Raw genomic sequence first — 22,701 nt, forward strand, 5'->3', positions numbered from 1 at the left:
ATGTCTGATGTCAGCATACTTTTTAGAACACCACCAAATACTTTATGTTGTAGCAATAGCTTTTCAACTTCGCTACTGTACTCTATAAAGGTCACTTGTTCATGCAGCTCATAGCGAGCAACCAAATCATGTACTTCTCTTTGGTAACGCTTGCGCCCACTACCAACTAAGGTAAGAGTGGGATTGATGCCTTTTTGCTTTAACTGATTCAGTGCTTCAATTAAAGTAACGTGATCCTTACTTTTAGCATATCTTCCCACCATAATCAGATCATGCGACCTTTCATTAACAGGTGCAAGATTCACACCGCCAAATCGAGTGGTATCAATACCATTTGGGATGGCTTGAATGGGTGCGTGAAGACCCTGCTCAGATAAGACTTGGGCTACGCCTTCAGAGACAGCCACAATTCTAGCAGTTGATTTACTTAGTTTACGCGTTTGGTATATCTTCCAAGGTGTATAGCGCTCTTTAGAGTTGTGTTCCACTTGTACCAAGCAAGGTACTTGTGCCAATAGCCCTGCCCGTCTTCCCAGTAAATGCTCAGGAAACCCATGCGCAACCAATATATCAGGTCGCCATTGCACACATAGTTTTTTTAATTCGTGAAGGGTCGCAAGATGGTTAGTACTTGTGACAAGCTTGTAATCGATATCTTTACCTTCAAGTTCAGCAAGCTTTTCTGGTACGGTCGTTTTTTTGCGACGCAGTACTAACAGGTTTTCAGTCGATTCTATTTGATTGTGTGCCTCAACCAAATCAATAGCAACTTTCGTGGCTCCTGAAAAGCCACCAGTGACAAAATGTAAGACTCTCAACGGCTTCTCCATTAATCTATTCAAAGTAAAGCCAGACTTAGCTAAAAATAATGTTTTGTGACGCTCTCAATTTGAACGCACCTGCTTTAAGAATCGATATGCTAAGCAGCCGTGTTTGTAGATGGACACCATAGCTAGATATAGCTTGAAACTAAGCGACGTTATGATACCGCATCCATAAATTATGTGCGAGCGTATAGTTATAGTGTATGAACTTTACTTTAGAATACCGATTAATACCACTCAACAAAAAAGCTAAGACTTAAAACAGTCTTAGCTTTTTTATCTCATACAACATAATTCTAAATATTAATCAATAAAACTTAACCAATCCATATATTGCTCATTGCGACCATGTACTACATCAAAGTACAAGGTTTGTAGCTGCTCAGTCAAAGGTCCACGTCCACCATTGCCGATAGTACGGTCATCATATTCACGAATAGGTGTGACTTCAGCCGCCGTACCCGTCATGAATATCTCATCCGCCAAATAAAACTCATCACGAGTGATACGGCGTTCAACGACTTTGATGCCTAGATCATCGGCAAATTGAATGATAGTACGACGCGTGATTCCGTCAAGTGCACCACCTGCTAAGTCCGGTGTATGCAATACACCATCTTTTACTAAGAATAAGTTTTCGCCTGCACCTTGGCAAACGTAACCCTGCGGATCCATCAAGATAGCTTCGTCATAGCCATTACGAGTGACTTCTTGGTTTGCCATGATGGACACTGGATAGTTGCTCGAGGCTTTTGCCTTACACATGGTCACATTGGTCATATGATGAGTAAATGAAGAGGTTTTTACACGGATGCCGTTCTTGATACCCTCTTCACCCAGATAAGCGCCCCAATGCCAAGCAGCAACCATCGCATTGATACTATTATCACGTGACGATAAACCAAGCTTTTCTGCACCGACCCAAATGAGCGGACGAATATAGGCTTCTGCCAAGTTGTTTTGCTTGACCACATCTTTGTGCGCCTGCTCCAGAGTCGCTGCATCAAACGGTACATTCATTTGAAAGATTTTTGCAGAGCCTAACAGACGCTCTGTGTGTTCTTTCAGACGAAAAATAGCGGTGCGATTGTCAGCAGTTTGGTACGCGCGCACACCTTCAAACACAGCCATGCCATAATGCAAGCTATGCGTCAGCACATGGACTTTGGCATCTGGCTGCTCAATCATTGTGCCATTCATCCAAAGCTTACCATCTTGTGTTGCCATATTCATTTTATAATCCTTATGTTAGCACTAACGGCTATTTTTTTAGGTATAGTCGACGCACGTATAAATGCTTCGACTAGAGGTTTTGTTTAATCATATTTATCAACATCATATGATAACACCGCAGCGTCAAATTTTATTGCTAAAATATAGTATTATCCTTACTAAGAAACAACCAACAACTGACAGCTTTATCGTAATGTGTCGCCGATTATATCACTGGCGGTGCTAGCAAATGAAATCTTTTATTTTGAGTATCACAGGCTATTATTTATAAGCAAAAACCTTCTTAAGAATGAGGCGAATCGTCATCTGCCAAATTAACACCCATCAAATGTTGCCATTGCGCTTGTACTAATGCTCGTGTTTCTTTCCACAGTGACTCATCCACCAATAGCGATTGCTCTGATAGTGCCAATTGATGAGTAGCAGCACGAATTCTGAGGTAAGCATCCGTTAAATCTTGGCAAACTTGCTCCTCCCAAATACCCAGTGATGCCACTTCTTCAAAAATACGAACGTTGTCGCTCCATTTGGTCAGGCTCGGATGCTCATGCGAATAAGCCAATACTGCAAATTGCGCTAAGAATTCAATGTCAATGATCCCACCTGCATCTTGTTTAAGATGAAACTTACCTGCTTGTTGTTGCCATTGACTGGTGCCCAGATGTTTTTGCATCTTAATACGCATACTGGTGACTTCTGTACGCACCTGCTCTATCGTGCGCGGTAATGATAATACGTCTCGGCGAATATCACAAAAGCGTGCCGTCACTCGTTTATCACCGCAAATCGCTCGCGCCCGTACCAAGGCTTGATGCTCCCACGACCATGCCTTTTCTAGCTGATAGGTTTCAAAAGCATGACAAGACACCACCATCATGCCAGCATTACCTGAAGGGCGCAAACGCATATCAATCTCATAAGCGCGGCCATCTCGAGTTTGGGTATTGAGATAGTTCATCAGCTTTTGTACCAAACGGGCAGCAAACTTCATACCGCTGACTGATTTTTCACCCGTGGTCATGCCCTGCTCTTTTATCTTGTGTAAAAACACCAGATCCAAATCTGAAGAATACGACAACTCCAGTCCGCCAAGCTTGCCATAACCAATAATGGCAAAACCGCAGTCTGCCTCGGTCACTGGATCGCCATCTTGACCAATAGGATAGCCGTAGCGTTTGACAATTTCTGCAAAAGCCCGTTCTAATGCGGCTTCTAGTACTACCGCTGCGATATAAGTGAGAGAATCCGACACCTTCATAATCGGACGCTCAGCCAATACATCACTGGCGGCGACCGCCAACACTTGGTTCTTCTTAAATAGTCTTAATACGCTGAGCAGCTCTTCTTCGTCATTAGGCTCTACGCGCAATAGTTGTTGACGCAAAATATCACGCAACTCTGGCTTGTCCGGCAAGTGGCGATAGCGCTGCTGTAAAAAAGTATCTAAAAGCACAGGATAATGTGCCAACTCTTTGGCAATCCAAGGACTCGCCGACAGCATGGGTATCAGCTCAATCGTTGCATTGGGATTTTCTGCAATCATCACCAAATAGATAGAACGACGACAAATCGCTTCGAGCAATGTAATGAGACGCGGCAAAGCGGTATTGGCCAATTGCTGCTGCTCTTGATGAGCGAGTAACGCATGGATAATCACAGGATAAGCGTCATCCAACCGCTCGCGAGCCTCATCGCTTAAGTTAGCGACCATCTTTGACTGCCAAAAATCTTGTAATAGCACTCGGTTTTCTGCCGTTAACACATCATTCAATCGTGCAATCTGTTCATCAAGATGTTCGGGCTCAAGATCTGTGTCTTCATGATCCGGTACCTGACGTTCGGTCACCATACGCTCAAAGGGAACATTGACATTGTCTCGGTGGTGGTTAAGGGTATCTAACAGTGCGTTCCAATCGTCAAACCCAAGGGTAACTGCCAAGTTATACTGCCACTGCGGATCATGTGGCAAACGCTGAGTCTGTTGATCATTGATCGCTTGAATGGCGTGTTCAAGCCGACGTAAAAAACGATACGCGGCTTGGAGCTCCTGATAAGTAGTCCTCTCTAAATACTCAAGCTTATGTAATACCTGCATTGCTTGTAAACAAGATTTCACCTGTAATTGAGGATGCCTGCCACCATAAATCAACTGAAAGGCCTGCACAATAAACTCAATGTCTCTGATACCACCAGCACCCAGCTTGATGTTATCCAAATCCTCCCGCTGAGCGACTTGGTTTTGGATAAGGGATTTCATCTCCCTGAGCGCTGAAAAAGCACTATAATCCACATAATAACGGAAAACAAAGGGCTTGATGAGCGCTTGTATCTCATCATAAAACGGCTGTTCTATCTGCCCGACTACTCGCGCTTTTAACCATGCAAAACGCTCCCATGCACGTCCATGTTGAGAGAAGTACTTCTGTAATGCAGATAGATGAATGGCCAAATCACTACCGTCACCCCAAGGGCGCAGACGCATATCGACCCGAAAAACAAAGCCATCAGCCGTCTTTTGATCCAGTAATTTAATAATACCTTGACCAAGCCTTGTCATAAACCGCTTATTATCTATGCTGCGCGTGCCTTTTGATTTATCACCGCTGGTTACACCGCGAGCCTTATGAACAAAGATAAGGTCTATATCACTCGATAGGTTCAGCTCATGAGCGCCAAGCTTGCCCATCGCCATAATCGCCATATCATCAATTTGCACGTTACCTTTAGCATTGACAAACGTTGGTTCGCCGTACTGTTTAATCAAATGCTGGTAGGTATAATCTTTGGCAAATGAGATACAACCATCTGCAAACTCAGACAGCTCGTCGGTCAATTGCTCAAGTGCTATCAGTTGTAAGGCATCTTGCCAAATCCAGCGCATCATCAGCAGTGTACGTAGATGACGCAGGCCACTCATCACCTTCACTTCATCAGCAAGTTGGTAATTATCATCTAACGTATAATCTTGAATCAAATCATCGATTTGCTGCCGAGTTAAGGTTCGATCTAACGGGTAGCTACGTAAAAACGTTTGGCATGAAACCGTTCGACTCTCCCAAATTTGATAAGCGAACTCGCTTGCCGTCTGCAATATTTGCAGCTGTTCGGTTGTATACTGACAATCTGTACCATGGGTCGCACGTGAAGGCATAGCGGGTGACATAGGGAACATAACTCCTTGCATAGAGTGATAAGACTACGTGAACTTAGCGCATAAGTTTATCGTTTTTTCTTACGAAGCAGTCACAGCATCAACTAACGATACGCAATATGTCAGTATTTAATATAAAACTACGTTTAATGACAGTGACCCTATTTGCTTTTGAGCGCTTTATGGTAGCATAAACAACTTTAGCGCAGATGATTGAAAAGAGCTCTTATGACAACCATGACCCCATTGCTTCTGATTACTGCTGATCCTAGCCACCCACTTGCCCATTTAGCGCTACGCTATGCACGCGCTTATCTCAAAAATGCCGCCAATAATAAAGATACCAATGATAATATCACCTTAAACGTGTTTTTTTATGGCGATGCGGCGCATACAGCCAACGGTTTACGCTGGCAGTCGGCAGATCAAATTAATTTGACCAAAGAGTGGCAAACGCTCGCTGAGCAGTTCCGGTTAGCGCTGCCTGTCTGTGTCAGTACTGCACTCAGTCGCGGCATTAGCGACACGGATAACAGCAAACGCCATCAACTTAATGGTGACAACCTTGCTACTGGCTTTTCACTGGTCGGACTGAGTGAGCTGGCGATGATGATGCAAGGCGACTGTCGTTTGATGCAATTTTGACGACTTGCCGTGCAGACAGATTACATCTTATGATAATAACTGTCAGCGACCAATTAGATTAGGAATTAACCATGAAATTATTAATTCAGCTGCTCACGCCGACTGAAATGGCGAGTTATGAAGGCTGTGCGCTTGCATTAACGCTAGCGACCTTTGGTCATGAAGTACAGCTGTATTTGGATGCGCCTGTTTTTGGCTTGTTGATGCAGCCTGCGTCGCGTTTGCATGGTATGATTCAGTCGCTTGAGCTATATGACATGCCAGCCGCTTGGCTACCTGACGATGTCTTTAGCGGGTGGGTCACAGGTATGCTGCCTATTGATTTGGCTTCACAATTGACATTGATACCTGAAGTGGTGAACGCTTCAGACTTTGAGCAAATACTACGCTTTTAGCCTCGCAATTTTATTTGTAATACTTTAAATACTAGGGCGTGTCCTCATTTTAAAAATAGAGATGAAAATGAGGACACGCCTTATCCTAAATCTAGCAAAAAATCGGACACTGTTATGGCAACTTTATATCAAATACACAGCACAATGGATACGCTCAGGCGCAGTGTCGATGAGATGTCACGGACATGGCGCACTGGTGACAGCATTCTCTTGCTCGGTAGAACCGTGGCTTTTATCAGTTGGCTTGATGCCTATTTGAGTGACAGTGAAATACAAGGCATCACTGATATCTATGCCTTAGCCGATGATGTGGCGCAGCTAAGTACCAATACCAGCGCGAAGCTCAATCTAGAAACCAAGTTGAGTGGGCTGTTAACGGATGAAGAGTGGGTCAATCTAACTCAGAGTACTAGTGTTAGTAATACCAGTACTAGTAATACCGATGCTAATAATGCGGGGTTTGACAAAGTAGTGACCATCGCCCTATGAATAACGACAATACGATCAATCATGATATAACAGCGGCAAACAACGTTGAATTAGATCAAGACGGTCATTTATGTGACCATAACTTCTGGACCCCTGATATCGCTCAGCAATTGGCCAACACTCTAGAGGTGCATCTAGAAACTGAGCATTTACAAATTTTACAACAGGTACGGGCATTTTTTACTCAGTTTAATCACGCACCAGCCACGCGCCCACTGATTAAATGGTTACAGAAAACCTTGCCAGAGCATGATATCAGCAATCAGAAACTACAGCAGTTATTCAACACTGGCTTGGTTGCCCGCCATGTCAATCGCCTTGCTGGTCTGCCCAAACCACCCAACTGTTTGTAAGATATATGGCTTATATGATTGATAAGGGCTCATGAATGGCGATGAATACCTGAATGTTGGATCATCGCCTGCAATCAGTAAAAAATGCACGGCTATTTTGGATCATATACCGTTAAGGTTTCATAACCGATACTACGACCTTCATCACCAGTGAAGCCTTGCTGACGCCATACCTCATACAGACATATCGCCACACTATTCGATAAGTTCAAACTGCGTGAATCAGCCAGCATAGGCAATCGCAACCAGTGATCAGCGCCGATATCTTCACGTATATCATCTGCCAAACCTGCTGTTTCAGAGCCAAATACTAAGGCGACATTAGGTATCTGCTCAGGCATCAGAGCACGATCAGATTCGGCAGCCATCTGTTGCCCACCAAAGTCATAGTCATAAAAAGGCTTGCTCAGTTTGGTGGTCAATGCTGTGACAATATGACAATCCGCTGCCTGTAGCGCCAGTTTTGCTGTCGCCCAATCATCATGTACTTGTAGGTGCGCGTATTCATGATAATCCAAACCTGCACGCCGCAGCTTTTTATCATCAAGCTCAAACCCTAATGGCCTTACCAAATGTAGCTGCGCGCCCGTGTTGGCACATAAGCGGATAATATTGCCCGTGTTACTAGGCATTTTTGGCGCTACCAACACAATATGAGTGGTCATATCGACTCCTTAAGTCGTCAAATCTGCATATTATCGTCGATCCGAGATAACGTAGACAGACTCTACTAAAATGATGGTTATTTGAATTTCTGAGCAAAAGGTAATTAAAAGTTACAGTTTACTGCCAATAATTACATTTTGATACTTTGCACAGTTTTTAACTTTCACTATGATGTCTCTAACGGATATCGAGATAGTATTTATCAATTATTATCTTATCCAATAACCCCTCAGTGAGGCTCAAGCCTAATGCTTAGCATCACTGTTATTATTTATAACGACCCATTTTTGAGGATTCTATTATGAAAAAATTAATCATCGCATCTTTAACTGCTATGTTTGTTCTAACTGGTTGCAACACTTTTAAAGGTTTGGGCCAAGACGTATCAAGCGCTGGCGAAGCTGTTACTGGCGGCGCACAAGACGTACAAAATAAAATCTAAGTATTGATTTTTTTGCGTATTTGAAAGGCTTATCATTTATGTGATAAGCCTTTTTTATGACTTTATTTTTCGATAGTAAAGACTGACATTAAAGAACAGTAAATATCTCTAATTATAAGAAAGCTCGCAATATCTGATTGAGATAACGTTGACCCAATAGCGTTGGCTGTAGCCGCTCGGTATTGTCTACTAGCAATCCCTGAGTAATCAATTGCGCCACTTGTACAGCAATATCATCGTAACTCAGCCCTGTCCTTGCAGTAAACATAGACCAAGCGACGCCATCATGTAGACGTAGCGCATTCAGCATAAACTCACTGACCAATTCATCACTGTCAATTTCCTGCCAACCCACCATTTTTGGTGAATTTCGTTTAACAGAAGAGTCAGTGTTATCTTGATAATCCACATAATCTTTAGGCAGTCGTGACTTACTAAAACGATAAATACCAGAGTCTGCTAGCAAGTCATTCTTTAAGCCATTCTCTGTCAATGCTGATGCTTCATGAGCAATCGTTACTTTGCCATGCGCGCCCGCACCAATCGCTAGGTAGTCACCAAATTGCCAGTAATTAACATTGTGACAGCATGCCTCATCTGACGCGCCTGCCCACGCGGATACTTCGTAATTGCGGTAGCCCAACTGCTGCAACAACGCTTGACCTGCCTGCTCAATATCTGCCAAGTTATCCTCATCTGGTAAAATCGGCTGGCTACGGTAAAATACGGTATTGGGCTCAATCGTTAATTGATACCAAGAGATATGCGTCGCCCCAGCATCATGCGCCATCTGGATATCGTTCAGCGCCTCATTCATCGTTTGCTGCGGTAGCCCATGCATCAAATCGACATTGACTCGCTCAAACCCAGCTGCGCAAGCTGCACGAATCGCTGACAATGCTTGTGCAGGGTCATGTATGCGACCAAGGGTTTTGAGCTTATCAGCAGCAAAACTTTGTACACCTATCGACAAACGATTGATACCCACCTCTAAATATTGGGAAAAAGGCGCATGCTCAAGCGTGCCCGGATTGGCTTCCATCGTCACTTCAATGCCATCAGCAAACTTAAAAATGTTGCGTAAGCCAGTAAACAATCGCTGGTATTGCGCAATGGGTAGCAGTGAAGGCGTACCACCACCGATAAAAATCGAACTGATTTCACGCGCTTGGGTTAACGACTGCTGCATGGCGGCATCTGACAGCAGCGCATCCACATATTCGTCATACATAGATAGCTGCATATCCATCGGCAGCTCATGCGAATTAAAATCACAATAAGGGCATTTTTTGACACACCACGGGATATGAATATAAAGCGCCAGTGGAATGGCGCTTACCTGTATCCCACTCGCAGTATTATTAAAAGCGCTGAGATTATCAGAAAAATGAGCAGGTGTAATATTTGACATAAACGAAGGTATCTATAAAAAAGGTTACATAAATGGATGACTGCTGTCACTAGCAGAAAGTAGCGCTAGGATAACGGCTAATGTGATTAAAAAAAAGGCTATCTTAAAGAAAAGCCGATCAATAACAAAACCAATCACAAACATTCATGTTAACCCTGTACTTTTATAGGCAAAATAGTGAAGAATGATGGCATAAAGTGACATTGTATTAAATGATATTGTATTAAATGACATTGCATACAGTGATATTGCAAATAATGAATGGCTGATAATGATAAATAGGATAAAGATATGGCTTATTGGTTGATGAAATCCAACCCCCAGTTTTTTGGTATTGATGATTTGCAACGCCTAGAGACCGACAGTTGGGATGGTGTGCGCAATTACCGTGCTCGTAACTTCATGCGTGACGAGATGCAGGTCGGCGACAAGGTATTCTTTTATCACTCTAGCGCTAAGCCGTCTGGCGTCGCTGGCATCATGACGGTAAGCAAAGCAGGCTACCCTGACCCTTGCCAGTTCCATCCTGAGCACCGTCATTACGATCCTATTGCCACCGAAGATGAGCCACGCTGGTATATGGTAGACGTCACTTTTGAGCAAGTATTTATTGATATTCTACCACTATCAGCCCTTAAATTTTTACCCGCACTTGAGGATTCACTATTAATGAGAAAAGGCTGTGAGCAACTTACCGTGATTCCACTAGACGCCAAACACTGGTACGCCATTATGGATATGGCAGAAACACTTAATCTACTATCTGAGCAACCAGTGGTTAGATAGTAACGATTGAGTAAGGTTTTTAGTGTTATCAACGAACACTTATTGATGCGCTGTCTGCAAAAAATTTGCTATATTTGCCATTTATGCTCAACAATTCATTTCTCGATTTTCTTTATCACACCTTTATCCCCATTATCAGGACCCGCTTATGAGCGCACCCAAACTGCTATTATCTGTATTAACTGTCAGCATGTTCAGTCTTACCCTTAGCGCCTGTGGCAGTGACGGGGACAAGGTCAAAGAGGAATATGACCGAATAGAAGATCAGGTGAACAATGAATATGATCGTGTGGAAGACAAGGTCAAAGAGAAGTATAAAGAAGTCGAAGATAAGCTGAGCGATGATGAAAAATCCATGGCCGAGATTCTGGAGTCGGTATTTTTACCAGAAGAATCGCTCGATAATTTCTTGGATAAAATAACCCCAGAAGGCGGTCGCGGCGGTTTATATGTCGGACACTTTATTGAGATTGACGATGGTGACAGCGACGATATCGATATCGGTGCCGTTTACTTTGACATCAGCAAAGATGGCGCTGGCAGCGTAGATGGTAGCGTTAGTTATCAGCAGCAAGCCTGCCAAGAAAATAACACTCTGGGCATCAACTCAGCCATTAAGGTTGACAACTATATCGCGGGTAAAATAACAGGCAGTCTCGATACGTTAGCGTTTTTAGACATTAAGTATATCAATGATTTGGGCGTAGAAACACCGAACTTATTAACCACCTTTGCGGGGAGCTTTGAGGAAAAAGAAGCAGGATCACCTTGGAGAGGTAGCTTTGAGTATCAGGATGGCATCGGCGGTAAAAAACTAACCAGTAGCGAAAAAAATTGCAACGTCACCTACACCATCAGCGATCGCTCTAATTTTAAGACGTACCCACTTGATTATAGTCTGGGCAAAATGACTCTTGATGTCATCGGTAATGGCAGTCAAAAGACCGTCACTTGGCAAAATCCTGCCAATACCAAGCATTTACTGGTCAGCCAAATTGATGTCAACAAGGCCGAGTCTGGTGCCAACGGCTATGTGCAGAACGTGATATTAAGTAATCTTGAAACGCAGTTTGCCCCTGTCATTCCAGCCATGTTCACCAATTACGTGATTGTCGTGCAAGCATTTGATGCCAATAATACCTTGATTGGCTATCAAGCAGTGGTGCAAGATTTGCCTGAGTCGCTATAAATGCCTGCTGATGTGCCTATAAGTTAGAATGGTTATCGTCCAGTGCACACTCTATTGAATCGATTACCTTTCACAGTCAGTTTTTAAGATCAATACAACGCTTTTAAAGCGTTGACATCATAGCGTGGCTTCTTTACCATTCTATTTATTTATGACCTGTCAATCCACTGCTTGGATTGACAGGTTATTTTTATTTTTGTGCCTGACTTTTTTTGCATACTCTGTCTATATGGGCTTGCTCATATTATTTATCGGAGTATTATCGTCGGCACGACTCCCCCTTTTACATCCAGCCAAAAAACTGGATTGGCTTGGTTAAACTTGCTTAGGGCGTGTCCTCATTTGCTTTTCTGCTCAAATTTTTGGTCATGGTATGACCGTCTCGCTATTGTTTTGTTGATGGCAATATTTGCTCATCTATCATAATTACCGCAAAGAATAAAAAGTTGCTCACTATGGTTTTCCCATTATCTTTTAGAGATTTTAAAAGCTACAGCTTACGCTTAGGCGTGCTCGCGCTTCCTATTTTAATTACTCAGTTTTGCCAAGCAGCACTTGGTGTGGTCGATGCTATCATGGCAGGTCAAGTCTCCGCGCTTGATTTAGCAGCCGTCGCCGTTGGCTCTGGTATTTGGCTGCCGCTGTTTTTATTAGCCACTGGTATTTTAATCGCCACCACCCCTCTTATTGGTGAGGCGATTGGTCAAAATAAGCACCATCAAGTACCGCATATCACGCAGCAGTCTTTATGGACCGCAAGTGTCATTGGTATTATGGGCTTTATCATCGTTAATTTAGCACCCAATGTACTTGGGGTCATGGGTGTGCCTGAAAACATCCAACCGATAGCAACGCAGTATTTGCATGGCGTGTCGTTTGGTTTTCCCGCACTGGCTGTCTATGCGGTGCTACGCAGTTATTGCGAAGCACTTGGGCGACCTGAGCCGGTGACAGTGATTAGTATTATCGGGCTACTTGCCGATATTCCCCTTAACTATATATTTATCCACGGTCTGTTTGGCATGCCCGAAATGGGCGGCGCAGGCTGCGGGGTCGCAACAGCAATAGTGTTATGGATAAATGTTTTATTACTGGCGGCTTATACCAGCTTTACTAAGCGACAGCAGTTTGCCAGCACGCGCTTCTTTTATGCCTTTGCCAGCCCTAACCGTGCACAGATTAAAAAGCTCCTTAAACTTGGTATTCCGATTGGTATCTCTATCTTTTTTGAAGCCAGTTTGTTCAGCTTGGGCGCTCTTGTTATCAGTCCATTAGGTGAGCTAGCAACCGCATCGCATCAAGTGGCATTAGCGGTAACCTCCCAGCTGTTTATGATTCCGATATCAGTCGCTATGGCACTGACAATCATGGTATCCAATCGTTTTGGCGAAAAAAACCTCATGGCGTTACGTCAAGTGCAAGCCACTGGTCTTATCTGGACAGTATTGATTGCACTCACGTGTATGCTTGGTATTTGGCTATTTAGGCCACAATTGGCAGCTGCATTCTCTGATAACCCAGCCGTTATCACGCAATCTATGCATTTACTTATTTTTGCCCTTGGTTATCAGCTGTTCGATGGCTGGCAAGTCAACGTCGCTGGTATATTGCGCGGCATGCAAGACACCACGATACCAATGTGGGTCACGTTGTTTTGTTACTGGCTGGTGGCATTGCCACTCGGTGTTTATTTGGTGCGCTTCACCGATATAGGCGCACAAGGGTTTTGGATGGCATTAATCACAGGTTTATTCTTATCGTCTATTCTACTCACCCTACGCCTGCGCTATCAACAAAAGCGTCTGACGGCGATGTGGGGTTAATGCAGCAGCGATACTGATGTAAATGCAGTATCTACTAACCATGACTAGCGCTACATGGTCACATAGACTATGATAAATCATTAAGCATTTCTTACTCGTAAGAAATGCTTACGTCATAATATGTAAAAAAACTCAGTTAACAACTGTACATCGATTGCTCATTGCCATGAATATAGGTATCATTAGCAATTACCTACACAATATTTAGTTACACTATTTCTTGAAATTAGTAGAAGGCAAAATTAAAACTATGGATATTGAAAAAATACGCACCCTAATCGCCCTCATGGAAGAAAGTGAACTGGTTAATTTAGAAATCAGCTCAGATGATGAACACATCAGCTTAACTCGTCACTATGATGCGCCTGCACCGACCATGATGGCCGCACCTGCTGCTGGCATTGCCCCTATCACTGCTGAAGCAAAGCCAGCGGTAAAAGCGGGTAGCGTTGAGACATCGCCGATGGTTGGTGTTTATTACTCAGCCCCTAGCCCTAATGATCCGCCATTCGTAAAGGTCGGACAAAAGGTGCAAGCTGGTGACACATTGGGCATCATCGAAGCCATGAAAATTATGAATCCTCTTGAGGCAACGCAAAGTGGTGTCGTTGACGAAATCTTAGTCGATAACTCCGAAGTGGTACAGTTTGGTCAACCCGTCATACGCTATAAAGCTTAACGACACTATTTACCAACCTTTACCTCATTATGATAGAGATTTCGTTATCATTTGGCATTTTAGCTTGAGTTATTTTATCTTTATCGTAGCTCAATTTAATAGTGCCTAAAATAACGACTCTATCAATGACCGCCGCTTCGACAAGGATGACCCCATGATAAAAAAACTGCTCATCGCCAATAGAGGTGAGATTGCCCTACGTATCGTTCGAGCCTGCAAAGCCCTTGGCATAGAGACCGTCGGTGTCTACTCTACAGCTGATGCAAACTTGATGCACCTGCGCTTTGTTGATGAGGCAATCTGTATTGGCAAACCCAATGCCAATCAAAGCTATCTTGATATCAATACTATTTTAACCGCAGCTGAAATCACTGGTGCCGATGCTATCCATCCGGGTTATGGTTTTTTGGCTGAAAATGCTGAATTCGCTGAACGCGTCGAAGAAGCAGGTCTCACTTTCGTCGGTCCTAATGCTGACCACATCCGATTAATGGGTAACAAAGTCTCTGCTATTAATGCGATGAAAAAGGCTGGCGTACCCACCGTCCCTGGCTCAGTAGGCGCGGTGACATTGCATAATGCTGAAGAACAAGCACGCAATATCGGCTTTCCTTTATTGATCAAAGCCGCTTCTGGCGGCGGCGGTCGCGGTATGCGTGTGGTTGAACGCTTCGAAGAAGTCATCGGTCAAGTACAGGCAGCTAAGCAAGAAGCTGAGCTGTGGTTTGGCGATGATACCGTGTATATGGAACGTTACCTACAAAATCCGCGCCACGTAGAGATACAAGTGCTTGGCGATGGTAACGGTAATGCCATTCACTTATACGATCGAGACTGTTCATTGCAACGTCGTCACCAAAAAGTATTAGAAGAAGCCCCTGCGCCTGATATTCCTGACGATGTGCGTCAGCCTATCTTAGATGCTTGCGTTAAAGCATGTGAGTTGGTGAAATATCGCGGTGCGGGTACTTTTGAGTTTTTATTTGAAAATAATGAATACTTTTTTATTGAGATGAATACTCGTGTGCAAGTTGAGCATCCAGTGACTGAGATGATTACTGGCATCGACGTGGTCGTCGAGCAGCTAAAAATCGCAGCCGGTTACGGTTTGTCTTATCGTCAAAGTGAGATTGAGATTCAAGGTCATGCGATTGAATGTCGTATCAATGCTGAAGATCCAGCCACCTTTATGCCTTGTCCTGGTACAGTCACTCAGCTGTTTGCACCCAGTGGCGCTGGTGTACGCTTTGACTCGCACCTCTACCCTGGCTACGAGATTCCAAGCTATTATGACTCATTAATTGGCAAGCTGATCTGCCATGGTCAAACGCGGCAGCAAGCCGTATCTAAGACGCTACATGCACTCGATGAATTGGTAATTGAGGGTATTAAAACCAATATCCCACTACATCGTGATGTAATTTTGGCAGATGACAATTTCATCAATGAAGCACAAAATATTCATTACCTTGAAAGAGAGCTTCTGACTGGCAATAAAACGAAGACGGATGTATAACCTATTTTATTGTTGAGCATAAAAAAAACCGCTATCGATCATTGATAGCGGTTTTTTTATGTTTCTATTTTAGAAAAAAACGGTCTTAAGTCTTATAATTAACGATAAAGTGCTATGGCAACACTCTATTAAAATTCATAAAGCATTCATTACCATCAGGATCCGCACACCATTGCATTTGGTTGCCATCGTGGTTTAAAAACGCAATCAACGCTTCGTCAGTTTGGTCGATTTGGTTACCTGAACAATCTACCTCATTGTTGTCATAGACTGTTTTTAGCGCAATAATGGGCAACCCTTCTTCGCGGTGCGTGATTAGGTAACGACCATATGTCCACTCTTTGCCACTCACTGCCCACATCTCATTATCGGCCGCAAAATTATACAGCTCGCGGCACTGGTTTGCTTTTTTAGCAGAGACCTTTAACTGGTTGTTGGTATTTGGCTTAATATTAAGGACGCGCTTTTCACTCTGCACAAGGACACCGCCTTCTGTGCCAGCAGTCACTTCTGGCTCATCACTTTTTGTCTGTTTCAGCTCTTTTGCTACAGCTTGTCTGGCTTTGGCTTCTTTGGTCATCGTGATACTACTGTCTAAGTCGATTTCCCATTGTCCTGCGATAGCTGGGCTGATATGAGTGGTAATAGTTGGTTTAGTGACCACTTCGCCATTTACTGGCAATGACGCCAAAATAGCAGCCAATGAAAATGAAGCAAGTGAGATAGGTTCCATAATTAACCTTTTGTTTATAATAATATAATAGTATGAGTTATGTACATTAGCGTAAGTCTTAGACATCAAAAACACAAGTAACATTATGCTATTAGTCGTGATGCTTTAGCCAACTGCAAGATAGGCGATAGTCATAAATGTCTACTTTCTGCATATAGACTGTCTTTTTTCATGCAAAAAATAACGCCATCGCTTTACTTGCCAAAGACAAGAAGCGACAGCGTTATAGCTACAAGTTATCAAAACGATCATAAAAATATTAAGCAGTGGCAGTACTAACTGCTTGAGCAAACGCTGATAATGCGCCTTTAAGCATCGCTGATACAGTACTGCTACAAGTGCCAATGCCAGAATAAACTTCACCATCTACATTTAGTTGGATATAAGCCGCCGCATTTGCATTAGTTTTGTTGTCATTATTGGTATCATCATCGATGCCATCACCGCTATTGTGCTGCGGATTAATCGCATGCTCAGCGTAGTTGATGACATGGATAGATTTACCAGTGTGCTGGGCAAGGCCGTCTATAAACGATGATAATGGACCATTACCAGTGCCATCAATATTAATGATGTCCCCATTCATTTGTACTTGACCAGTAAAGTAGACTTCACCGCCTTTATTATTGACCGTATAATCTAATAGCTCAAAACTGCCTTGCTGTAGATACGTGTCTTCAAAGGTTTGTAAGATTTCATCATTCTGCAATTCGCGAGCAGCTGATTCAGCTTGCTTCTGTACTACGCCGCTGAAGTCAATTTGCATCCAGCGCGGCAAATTAAAGCCATAGTTGCGCTGCAAGATATAAGCCACACCGCCTTTACCAGACTGGCTATTGATACGTACCACATCCTGATAACTACGACCGATATGCGCCGGATCAATTGGCAAGTAAGCCACATCCCAAACGTTATCCGTCTCGTTTTGATGCTTTTCGTTATAATCGAGAGATTTTTTGATGGCATCCTGATGTGAGCCGCTAAAGGCCGTAAAGACCAATTCGCCGACGTATGGATGACGCGGATGTAAGGGCAAATTGTTACATTCGCTGACCACTTGTACAATTTCACTCATATTACTAAAATCAAGCTCTGGATCGATACCTTGACTAAACAAGTTCATCGCCATGACCATGATATCCATATTACCCGTACGCTCACCATTACCCAATAGCGTACCTTCGATACGATCGGCGCCCGCTAATACCCCAAGCTCTGCTGCTGCAACCGCACAGCCACGGTCATTATGTGTATGCAAGCTGATAATGACATGCTCGCGCCGGGCAAGATGACGGCAAAAATACTCCACTTGATCGGCAAAAACATTGGGCATAGACGCTTCAACCGTCGCTGGCAAGTTTAAAATCACTTCCTGCCCTTGTTGTGGTTGCCATACTTCACAGACCGCATCACAGACTTCTACTGCATATTCAGTTTCTGTTTGACTAAAGCTCTCTGGTGAATACTGGAATACCCACTCTGTTTCTGGGTATTTAGCCGCATATTCAACCAATAATTTAGCACCAGTAACAGCAATTTCTTTAATCTCAGCTTTGTCTTTACCGTAGACCTTTTCACGTTGGATACGGCAGGTTGAATTATAAACATGGACAATCGCACGCTTCGCGCCTTTCAATGACTCAAACGTACGGGCGATCAAATGCTCACGAGCCTGCACCAATACCTGCAAAGTCACATCGTCTGGGACGTGATTTTCTTCGATAAGTTTACGAGCAAAATCAAATTCAACCTGCGCCGCTGATGGAAAGCCAATTTCAATCTCTTTAAAACCAACCTCAACCAACGTTTTAAAAAAACGCATTTTTTGTTCGATCGTCATCGGATCAATCAGTGCTTGATTGCCATCACGCAGATCCACACTTGCCCAGATTGGTGACTTTTCAATCGTTTTGCTCGGCCAAGTACGATCTGACAGCGAGGGCGCAAAAGCAAATGGACGATACTTTTTATAATCAAAAGCAGCATTTTTGGGTGTAATCTTTGCAGTCGTTGAGGCTACAGTGCGTTTGGCTTGGTCAGACATAATCAATCCTTAGATGATATGGGAATTTATGTTTTTAGCTGGACGGCTGGTGATTAGATCAATGTTTATCATACGAGATAACCAATGTTTATACCATAATAATATCAGAGTTTATGCAATAGAAATCAGCTTTCTTCTATAATATATCGCGCTATTTTAGTGAAAAAATACAATTTAATCAGTATAATTAGCTGAATTCACTAATAAAGTAACAGATCATGACAAACAGTCATCTGGATAGTCCACATTTAGCCGATATTGATGAGATCGATCGACAGCTCTTGCGCGTATTGCAAACTCAGGCACGTATGAGTATCACCGAGCTTGCCGAACGCGTCAACCTGTCAGCCACGCCTTGTGCGCGCCGTATTAAACGCTTAGAAGATGCTGGTATTATCACAGGTTATCACACCAAAACGGATGCGCAAAAACTTGGCTACCCGCTCGCCGTCTTTATTGCGATTAGTATGGATCGCCATACGGCTGAACGCTTTGAGCAATTTGAGCGTAAGATTCAGAGCTTTGATGAAGTCATTAGCTGTAGCATTGTCACGGGTCGTACGGAAGACTACCTTATAAAGGTAAGAGTACGCGATATGGCACATTATGAGGAGTTTTTATTACACAGGCTCAATCGTATCGAAGGTGTCGCTCAAGTGCATACCAGTTTTGAGCTGCGAGAAATATTTAATCGTAGTGTGGTTTAAATGGTAGTCGGTGGCTGTCGACGAAACAATAGCAACAGCACCAATCCAACCATCAATCCAGCGGCGGCAACGAGTAGCCCTGCATTGAAATTGTCGTCCTGCCCTGCCAATGCTACCGTCACCAATGGCCCCAAGAATTGACCCAATGCATAAGCCAAAGTTGCCAATCCTATCAGCAAATTTGAGTAAGCAGGATTGATGTTTTTAATCAAAGTGAGCGTCATCGATACCATACCCACAAAGGTCAAACCTAAAATAGCAGCATTGCCGTACAAACCAATAGCGCCATCGAACCATATGGGCAGGCACATCCCAAATGCTTGTAATATCGTTAAGCCTATTAACGTTTTAATTTCACCAATTCGCTTGGCAAGTGCGCCCCACAGTGGATTTGATAACATCGCAAATACACCAACGACTAGCCAAATGAGCAATCCAGCATACGTCTGCGTCGTGAGGCGCTGTGCTGCCATGACTGGCAAAAATGTTGCAGAGGTAATATAACCAAAGCCTGCCAGTACATAGCTCGCTGACAGCAAAGCAATAGCCTTACGATGACCAGCAATGGCCTCATACAAAGCGCGCTTAAAGCTCAAATAGGTTTGATGCACTGACACGTGCTGTGTAGGATCAGTCTGCAGCGAGTCGGAACCCTGTGCTTGTCTTGGTTTTACCGCATAGAGTAGCCATAACAGAGGTAAACTTGTAAAGCCTGCTACCAACCAAATGACATTAAAATGATAGCCCAATATTAACAACCACCACGTCAGTATGGCAGAGGCACTGATGCCTACACCAATACCTGCGTAGTGTACTGCCGACAGTACAGAGCGGCGTTCAGGACTTAAGCTTTGAATGACAAACGATGAGCTTAAAATCATCGCTACCCCGCTTGCAATACCTGCGATTAGACGAATGAGATACCATAGAGTTAATGACATATCAGGTACGACAAGTAGCATCGTTGTGACGACACTTATCATTGCCCACAGTGTCAGCGCTTGCCACGTCGAACGCTGAGGCACAAACATGGCGATGAGGGCACCGATAAAATAACCGATGTAATTGATAGAGGCAAGCCAGCCTGCAATCGTCGTTGAAATCGACAGTTGCACCATAATATCGGGCAAGGTGGCAGTAAAGAGGAAGCGTCCATAGCCCATGACGACTGCCATGCAGTACATACCGATACAGGCAATGGCAGCTTCATTGGTAATATGAGGAAAAGCACGGCTTTTGAGAGCAGTCATCATGACAGAGCCATTTTTGCGGCAATTAGCACACAATCCTTTGTGTTAGAGCATTCAAGAGCAGCGGCAGATTAATAATCAAACATACAAGCGAAAACTACGATACGTTTACTGTTGGCGGCATGGTCACATCTGTTTCTGTGTGTCCTAGCATTTGTACGCGTTGATCACTAAACATATCCATATCAGGTGCCAGCGTACGCATAAAGCGATCAAAATAGAGCATCTGCTTGGTCAATAAAGCAAAGTCACGTGGGAAATGTATGCCATGGCGCTTACCGACTTCTACAATCTCAAGCATCATTTTATTTAACTCATCGGCTTGCTCTTTACTATTAAAAGGCACACCACTGGTAAAGGATTTGTCCTCCGCCATAATAGTCTTCATCATACGCTGCAAATCATTACCCAACGCCACTACATCGACTTTATTGCCACCATGGGTCATTTCCATATCAATCATATGGCGCGCCATCGCTTGATAGTCACTGTCCTGCATGGCTTGCATCATACCCATGCACGCACGCCAACTCTCAGCTTTTAGCTTACCGACAATACCAAAATCCAAGAAGCCAATACGACCATCGGTTAATAGCATCAAATTGCCCGCATGCAGGTCAGCATGGAAACTGTTGCACAGCATGAGACTGGCAAACCACGTATTCAAGGTATCCGCCATGACTTGCGCAGGATCAGCACAATACTGACGCATGAGCGACTCATCGACCATAGAGACGCCGTACAAGCGGCTCATGGTTAGTACACGTTTGGTCGTCAGCTCTTCATATACTTTGGGTGCTACCACGCGCGTATTGCCTGATACGGCTAAGAACTGCTGAAAATCGCGGATGTTTTGTGCCTCAGCGATAAAGTCAGTCTCGGCAAGCATACGCAGGCGAATCTCATCGATAATCGGCGCAATACTGGCAAACTTCATCGACGGCATCAGAATCTCAAGTAACTTAGTCACCCCATGCAATACGCCCAAATCGGTCCGCATAATGGTCTCGACGTCAGGCTTTTGTACCTTTAATACGACTTCATCGCCATTATGCAACCGTGCCGCATGCACTTGCGCAATAGAGGCTGACGCTAGTGGCTTTGAGTCGATATGGGCGAACTTATCAGCGAGCGTCATACCATCAACCGCTAACTCTTCTTTCAATACCTGCTCGATATAAGCATAGGACAATGGCGTGGTTTGATCCAAACAGCTCTGAAAAGCTTTTACATATTCGCGTGGAAACAGTGACGGCGTACTGGCGATAAACTGACCAATCTTGATATAAGTCGTGCCCAACTGCTCAAACGTTTCTTTTAATAATGTGGCATCAGGCTTTTCACCTTTTGCCACTCTCAGCGCAGATAAACCTGCCACGCTGGCTGTTTGGCGAACACGGTTCATGACATTGAAGGTATGCTTTAATAAATGCGGACGATGAATTTTCATAAAAAACAACTATGGCCATAAGAAAGGTTTTTGAGAATAGGCGATTATAAATAATGACAAGTTACACAGCTACTAATGAACAATCACTAATGACTACTACAGACAGGACACTGCGCATCTTGGCGATAGCCCATCAGCCGTTGCTGCATCTGGCTACCATCCCATATTAATAGTTTATTTGTCAGTGGATTTTTGGTTAATCCCAAATACTGCAAGGCAGCATTCGCTTGCAAATTACCCATGATAGCAGTGGTACTCGCTAGCACACCTGAGTTAGCACACGTACGCTCATCAGCCGCTGCATCAAGTACTACCGAACCAAACACGCAGTGATAACAACCAGTGTTTAGTTGCGGCTCAAACAGCGCCAACTGACCTTGCATCGCAATTGCTGAGGCAGATAATAGCGGGATTTTATAGCGCACGCTAATACGATTGATGACATCACGCGTCGCAAAATTGTCAGTGCAATCTAAAAGCAAGTCAGGCTTGCCTGTCGCCATATCGAGCAATTCATAAGCATTGTCTTCGCTTAATCTTGCCACTGTACCGCGAGCGGTAATTAAAGGATTAATACGCTCTAACATTTGCGCAGCTGTTAGCGCCTTAGGTTTACCGATATCCTCAGGTAAAAACAGCGTTTGGCGCTGCAAGTTGCTGGCTTCAATGACGTCATCATCTATCAGATGAATTTGCCCAAGTCCTGCACGCACCAGCGTCTCAGAAGCAGGACAACCAAGCCCGCCTGCCCCTATCATGACCACACGAGCTGACTTTAAGCGTAATTGAGCGTCAATATCCCAACCGTCTAATAATATTTGCCTTGCATAACGCAGCAGCTCTTCATCCAACAACTGCCCTTCATCTGATGTGTGCGCCATATTTATTACCAATAACCTATTATTAAAGAAGTCT

Annotated in this window: 21 protein-coding genes; 11 read left to right on the forward strand and 10 right to left on the reverse strand. The window is 43.8% G+C overall.

The features are described 5' to 3' along the window. The 3 genes from INT03_RS12180 to glnE form a co-directional block, all read right to left on the reverse strand. Positions 1–818, reverse strand: an 818-nt coding sequence (locus INT03_RS12180; RefSeq protein ID WP_193009158.1) for a glycosyltransferase, incomplete at its 3' end; no start/stop codon positions are given. Between the two features lie 309 nt (positions 819–1,127). Beyond that, positions 1,128–2,057, reverse strand: a complete 930-nt coding sequence (locus INT03_RS12185; RefSeq protein WP_055124135.1) for a branched-chain amino acid transaminase — start codon at positions 2,055–2,057, stop codon at positions 1,128–1,130. Positions 2,058–2,340: 283 nt separating this feature from the next. Then, positions 2,341–5,220 (reverse strand): bifunctional [glutamate--ammonia ligase]-adenylyl-L-tyrosine phosphorylase/[glutamate--ammonia-ligase] adenylyltransferase, encoded by a 2,880-nt coding sequence (glnE, locus tag INT03_RS12190; protein ID WP_193009159.1) that lies wholly within the window; start codon positions 5,218–5,220, stop codon positions 2,341–2,343. Between the two features lie 216 nt (positions 5,221–5,436). Here glnE and tusD point away from each other — a divergent pair, with 216 nt between their 5' ends. From tusD to INT03_RS12210, 4 genes are all read left to right on the forward strand, one after another. After that, positions 5,437–5,853 carry a sulfurtransferase complex subunit TusD gene (gene tusD, locus INT03_RS12195; protein WP_193009160.1) on the forward strand — a complete coding sequence of 139 codons (417 nt, stop codon included), beginning with the start codon at positions 5,437–5,439 and terminating at the stop codon, positions 5,851–5,853. 71 nt (positions 5,854–5,924) lie between these two features. After that, positions 5,925–6,248, forward strand: a complete 324-nt coding sequence (locus INT03_RS12200) for a hypothetical protein (RefSeq protein WP_045454966.1) — start codon at positions 5,925–5,927, stop codon at positions 6,246–6,248. A 114-nt stretch (positions 6,249–6,362) separates the two neighbouring features. Continuing rightward, the gene (locus tag INT03_RS12205) at positions 6,363–6,737 is read left to right on the forward strand and encodes a hypothetical protein (RefSeq protein WP_226950276.1); all 375 of its coding nucleotides are present in this window, start codon (positions 6,363–6,365) and stop codon (positions 6,735–6,737) included. Further along, positions 6,734–7,090 carry a TusE/DsrC/DsvC family sulfur relay protein gene (locus INT03_RS12210; protein ID WP_193009161.1) on the forward strand — a complete coding sequence of 119 codons (357 nt, stop codon included), beginning with the start codon at positions 6,734–6,736 and terminating at the stop codon, positions 7,088–7,090. The genes INT03_RS12205 and INT03_RS12210 overlap by 4 nt, the downstream gene beginning before the upstream one ends. A 92-nt stretch (positions 7,091–7,182) precedes the next feature. On the opposite strand, the gene INT03_RS12215 is transcribed toward INT03_RS12210, so the two are convergent. Next, complete coding sequence (locus INT03_RS12215) at positions 7,183–7,755, reverse strand: tRNA (cytidine(34)-2'-O)-methyltransferase (RefSeq protein ID WP_193009162.1); 573 nt, start codon at positions 7,753–7,755, stop codon at positions 7,183–7,185. A 302-nt stretch (positions 7,756–8,057) separates the two neighbouring features. On the opposite strand from INT03_RS12215, the gene INT03_RS12220 reads away from it, so the two are divergent. Continuing rightward, positions 8,058–8,198 (forward strand): entericidin A/B family lipoprotein, encoded by a 141-nt coding sequence (locus INT03_RS12220; RefSeq protein WP_045447789.1) that lies wholly within the window; start codon positions 8,058–8,060, stop codon positions 8,196–8,198. A gap of 112 nt (positions 8,199–8,310) precedes the next feature. On the opposite strand, the gene hemW is transcribed toward INT03_RS12220, so the two are convergent. Continuing rightward, positions 8,311–9,609 (reverse strand): radical SAM family heme chaperone HemW, encoded by a 1,299-nt coding sequence (hemW, locus tag INT03_RS12225; RefSeq protein ID WP_193009163.1) that lies wholly within the window; start codon positions 9,607–9,609, stop codon positions 8,311–8,313. 291 nt (positions 9,610–9,900) lie between these two features. On the opposite strand from hemW, the gene INT03_RS12230 reads away from it, so the two are divergent. From INT03_RS12230 to accC, 5 genes are all read left to right on the forward strand, one after another. After that, entirely contained in the window at positions 9,901–10,395 is a 495-nt protein-coding gene (locus INT03_RS12230; protein WP_193009164.1) for an EVE domain-containing protein, read from the forward strand. 148 nt (positions 10,396–10,543) lie between these two features. Next, the gene (locus tag INT03_RS12235) at positions 10,544–11,584 is read left to right on the forward strand and encodes a hypothetical protein (RefSeq protein ID WP_193009165.1); all 1,041 of its coding nucleotides are present in this window, start codon (positions 10,544–10,546) and stop codon (positions 11,582–11,584) included. A gap of 455 nt (positions 11,585–12,039) precedes the next feature. Beyond that, positions 12,040–13,407, forward strand: a complete 1,368-nt coding sequence (locus tag INT03_RS12240) for an MATE family efflux transporter (RefSeq protein ID WP_193009166.1) — start codon at positions 12,040–12,042, stop codon at positions 13,405–13,407. 250 nt (positions 13,408–13,657) lie between these two features. Continuing rightward, positions 13,658–14,086: an acetyl-CoA carboxylase biotin carboxyl carrier protein gene (gene accB / locus INT03_RS12245; protein ID WP_109591299.1), complete on the forward strand. Its 429-nt coding sequence runs from the start codon at positions 13,658–13,660 to the stop codon at positions 14,084–14,086. A 154-nt stretch (positions 14,087–14,240) separates the two neighbouring features. Next, positions 14,241–15,602 carry an acetyl-CoA carboxylase biotin carboxylase subunit gene (gene accC, locus INT03_RS12250; RefSeq protein ID WP_193009167.1) on the forward strand — a complete coding sequence of 454 codons (1,362 nt, stop codon included), beginning with the start codon at positions 14,241–14,243 and terminating at the stop codon, positions 15,600–15,602. A 112-nt stretch (positions 15,603–15,714) separates the two neighbouring features. On the opposite strand, the gene INT03_RS12255 is transcribed toward accC, so the two are convergent. After that, positions 15,715–16,335: a hypothetical protein gene (locus INT03_RS12255; RefSeq protein WP_109591303.1), complete on the reverse strand. Its 621-nt coding sequence runs from the start codon at positions 16,333–16,335 to the stop codon at positions 15,715–15,717. Between the two features lie 259 nt (positions 16,336–16,594). After that, entirely contained in the window at positions 16,595–18,379 is a 1,785-nt protein-coding gene (gene leuA, locus INT03_RS12260; RefSeq protein WP_193009168.1) for a 2-isopropylmalate synthase, read from the reverse strand. 218 nt (positions 18,380–18,597) lie between these two features. Between leuA and INT03_RS12265 the strand changes: the two genes are divergently transcribed. Continuing rightward, a complete protein-coding gene (locus tag INT03_RS12265; protein WP_193009169.1) occupies positions 18,598–19,086 on the forward strand; it encodes an Lrp/AsnC family transcriptional regulator in 489 nt (162 codons plus the stop codon). Here INT03_RS12265 and INT03_RS12270 read toward each other — a convergent pair. From INT03_RS12270 to INT03_RS12280, 3 genes are all read right to left on the reverse strand, one after another. After that, positions 19,083–20,339 carry a YbfB/YjiJ family MFS transporter gene (locus INT03_RS12270; RefSeq protein ID WP_060490941.1) on the reverse strand — a complete coding sequence of 419 codons (1,257 nt, stop codon included), beginning with the start codon at positions 20,337–20,339 and terminating at the stop codon, positions 19,083–19,085. The two genes, INT03_RS12265 and INT03_RS12270, sit on opposite strands and share 4 nt — an antisense overlap. A 94-nt stretch (positions 20,340–20,433) precedes the next feature. Continuing rightward, positions 20,434–21,786, reverse strand: coding sequence for an ABC1 kinase family protein (locus INT03_RS12275; RefSeq protein WP_193009170.1), 1,353 nt, complete (start codon positions 21,784–21,786; stop codon positions 20,434–20,436). Between the two features lie 86 nt (positions 21,787–21,872). Next, a complete protein-coding gene (locus INT03_RS12280) occupies positions 21,873–22,667 on the reverse strand; it encodes a HesA/MoeB/ThiF family protein (RefSeq protein ID WP_193009171.1) in 795 nt (264 codons plus the stop codon). Between the last annotated feature and the right edge of the window lie 34 nt (positions 22,668–22,701).

Source organism: Psychrobacter sp. PG1, assembly GCF_014897815.1.
In the GTDB taxonomy this organism is placed as follows: domain Bacteria; phylum Pseudomonadota; class Gammaproteobacteria; order Pseudomonadales; family Moraxellaceae; genus Psychrobacter.

Bases quoted from the DNA above. Each gene is read 5' to 3' on its own strand.
- INT03_RS12205 (WP_226950276.1), top strand. From the start codon at position 6,363: ATGGCAACTTTATATCAAATACACAGCACAATGGATACGCTCAGGCGC.
- INT03_RS12235 (WP_193009165.1), top strand. From the start codon at position 10,544: ATGAGCGCACCCAAACTGCTATTATCTGTATTAACTGTCAGCATGTTC.
- accB (WP_109591299.1), top strand. From the start codon at position 13,658: ATGGATATTGAAAAAATACGCACCCTAATCGCCCTCATGGAAGAAAGT.
- INT03_RS12220 (WP_045447789.1), top strand. From the start codon at position 8,058: ATGAAAAAATTAATCATCGCATCTTTAACTGCTATGTTTGTTCTAACT.
- INT03_RS12255 (WP_109591303.1), bottom strand. From the start codon at position 16,335: ATGGAACCTATCTCACTTGCTTCATTTTCATTGGCTGCTATTTTGGCG.
- glnE (WP_193009159.1), bottom strand. From the start codon at position 5,220: ATGTCACCCGCTATGCCTTCACGTGCGACCCATGGTACAGATTGTCAG.
- INT03_RS12275 (WP_193009170.1), bottom strand. From the start codon at position 21,786: ATGAAAATTCATCGTCCGCATTTATTAAAGCATACCTTCAATGTCATG.
- leuA (WP_193009168.1), bottom strand. From the start codon at position 18,379: ATGTCTGACCAAGCCAAACGCACTGTAGCCTCAACGACTGCAAAGATT.
- INT03_RS12200 (WP_045454966.1), top strand. From the start codon at position 5,925: ATGAAATTATTAATTCAGCTGCTCACGCCGACTGAAATGGCGAGTTAT.
- hemW (WP_193009163.1), bottom strand. From the start codon at position 9,609: ATGTCAAATATTACACCTGCTCATTTTTCTGATAATCTCAGCGCTTTT.
- INT03_RS12215 (WP_193009162.1), bottom strand. From the start codon at position 7,755: ATGACCACTCATATTGTGTTGGTAGCGCCAAAAATGCCTAGTAACACG.
- tusD (WP_193009160.1), top strand. From the start codon at position 5,437: ATGACAACCATGACCCCATTGCTTCTGATTACTGCTGATCCTAGCCAC.
- INT03_RS12265 (WP_193009169.1), top strand. From the start codon at position 18,598: ATGACAAACAGTCATCTGGATAGTCCACATTTAGCCGATATTGATGAG.
- INT03_RS12270 (WP_060490941.1), bottom strand. From the start codon at position 20,339: ATGATGACTGCTCTCAAAAGCCGTGCTTTTCCTCATATTACCAATGAA.
- INT03_RS12210 (WP_193009161.1), top strand. From the start codon at position 6,734: ATGAATAACGACAATACGATCAATCATGATATAACAGCGGCAAACAAC.
- INT03_RS12185 (WP_055124135.1), bottom strand. From the start codon at position 2,057: ATGAATATGGCAACACAAGATGGTAAGCTTTGGATGAATGGCACAATG.
- INT03_RS12230 (WP_193009164.1), top strand. From the start codon at position 9,901: ATGGCTTATTGGTTGATGAAATCCAACCCCCAGTTTTTTGGTATTGAT.
- INT03_RS12280 (WP_193009171.1), bottom strand. From the start codon at position 22,667: ATGGCGCACACATCAGATGAAGGGCAGTTGTTGGATGAAGAGCTGCTG.
- accC (WP_193009167.1), top strand. From the start codon at position 14,241: ATGATAAAAAAACTGCTCATCGCCAATAGAGGTGAGATTGCCCTACGT.
- INT03_RS12240 (WP_193009166.1), top strand. From the start codon at position 12,040: ATGGTTTTCCCATTATCTTTTAGAGATTTTAAAAGCTACAGCTTACGC.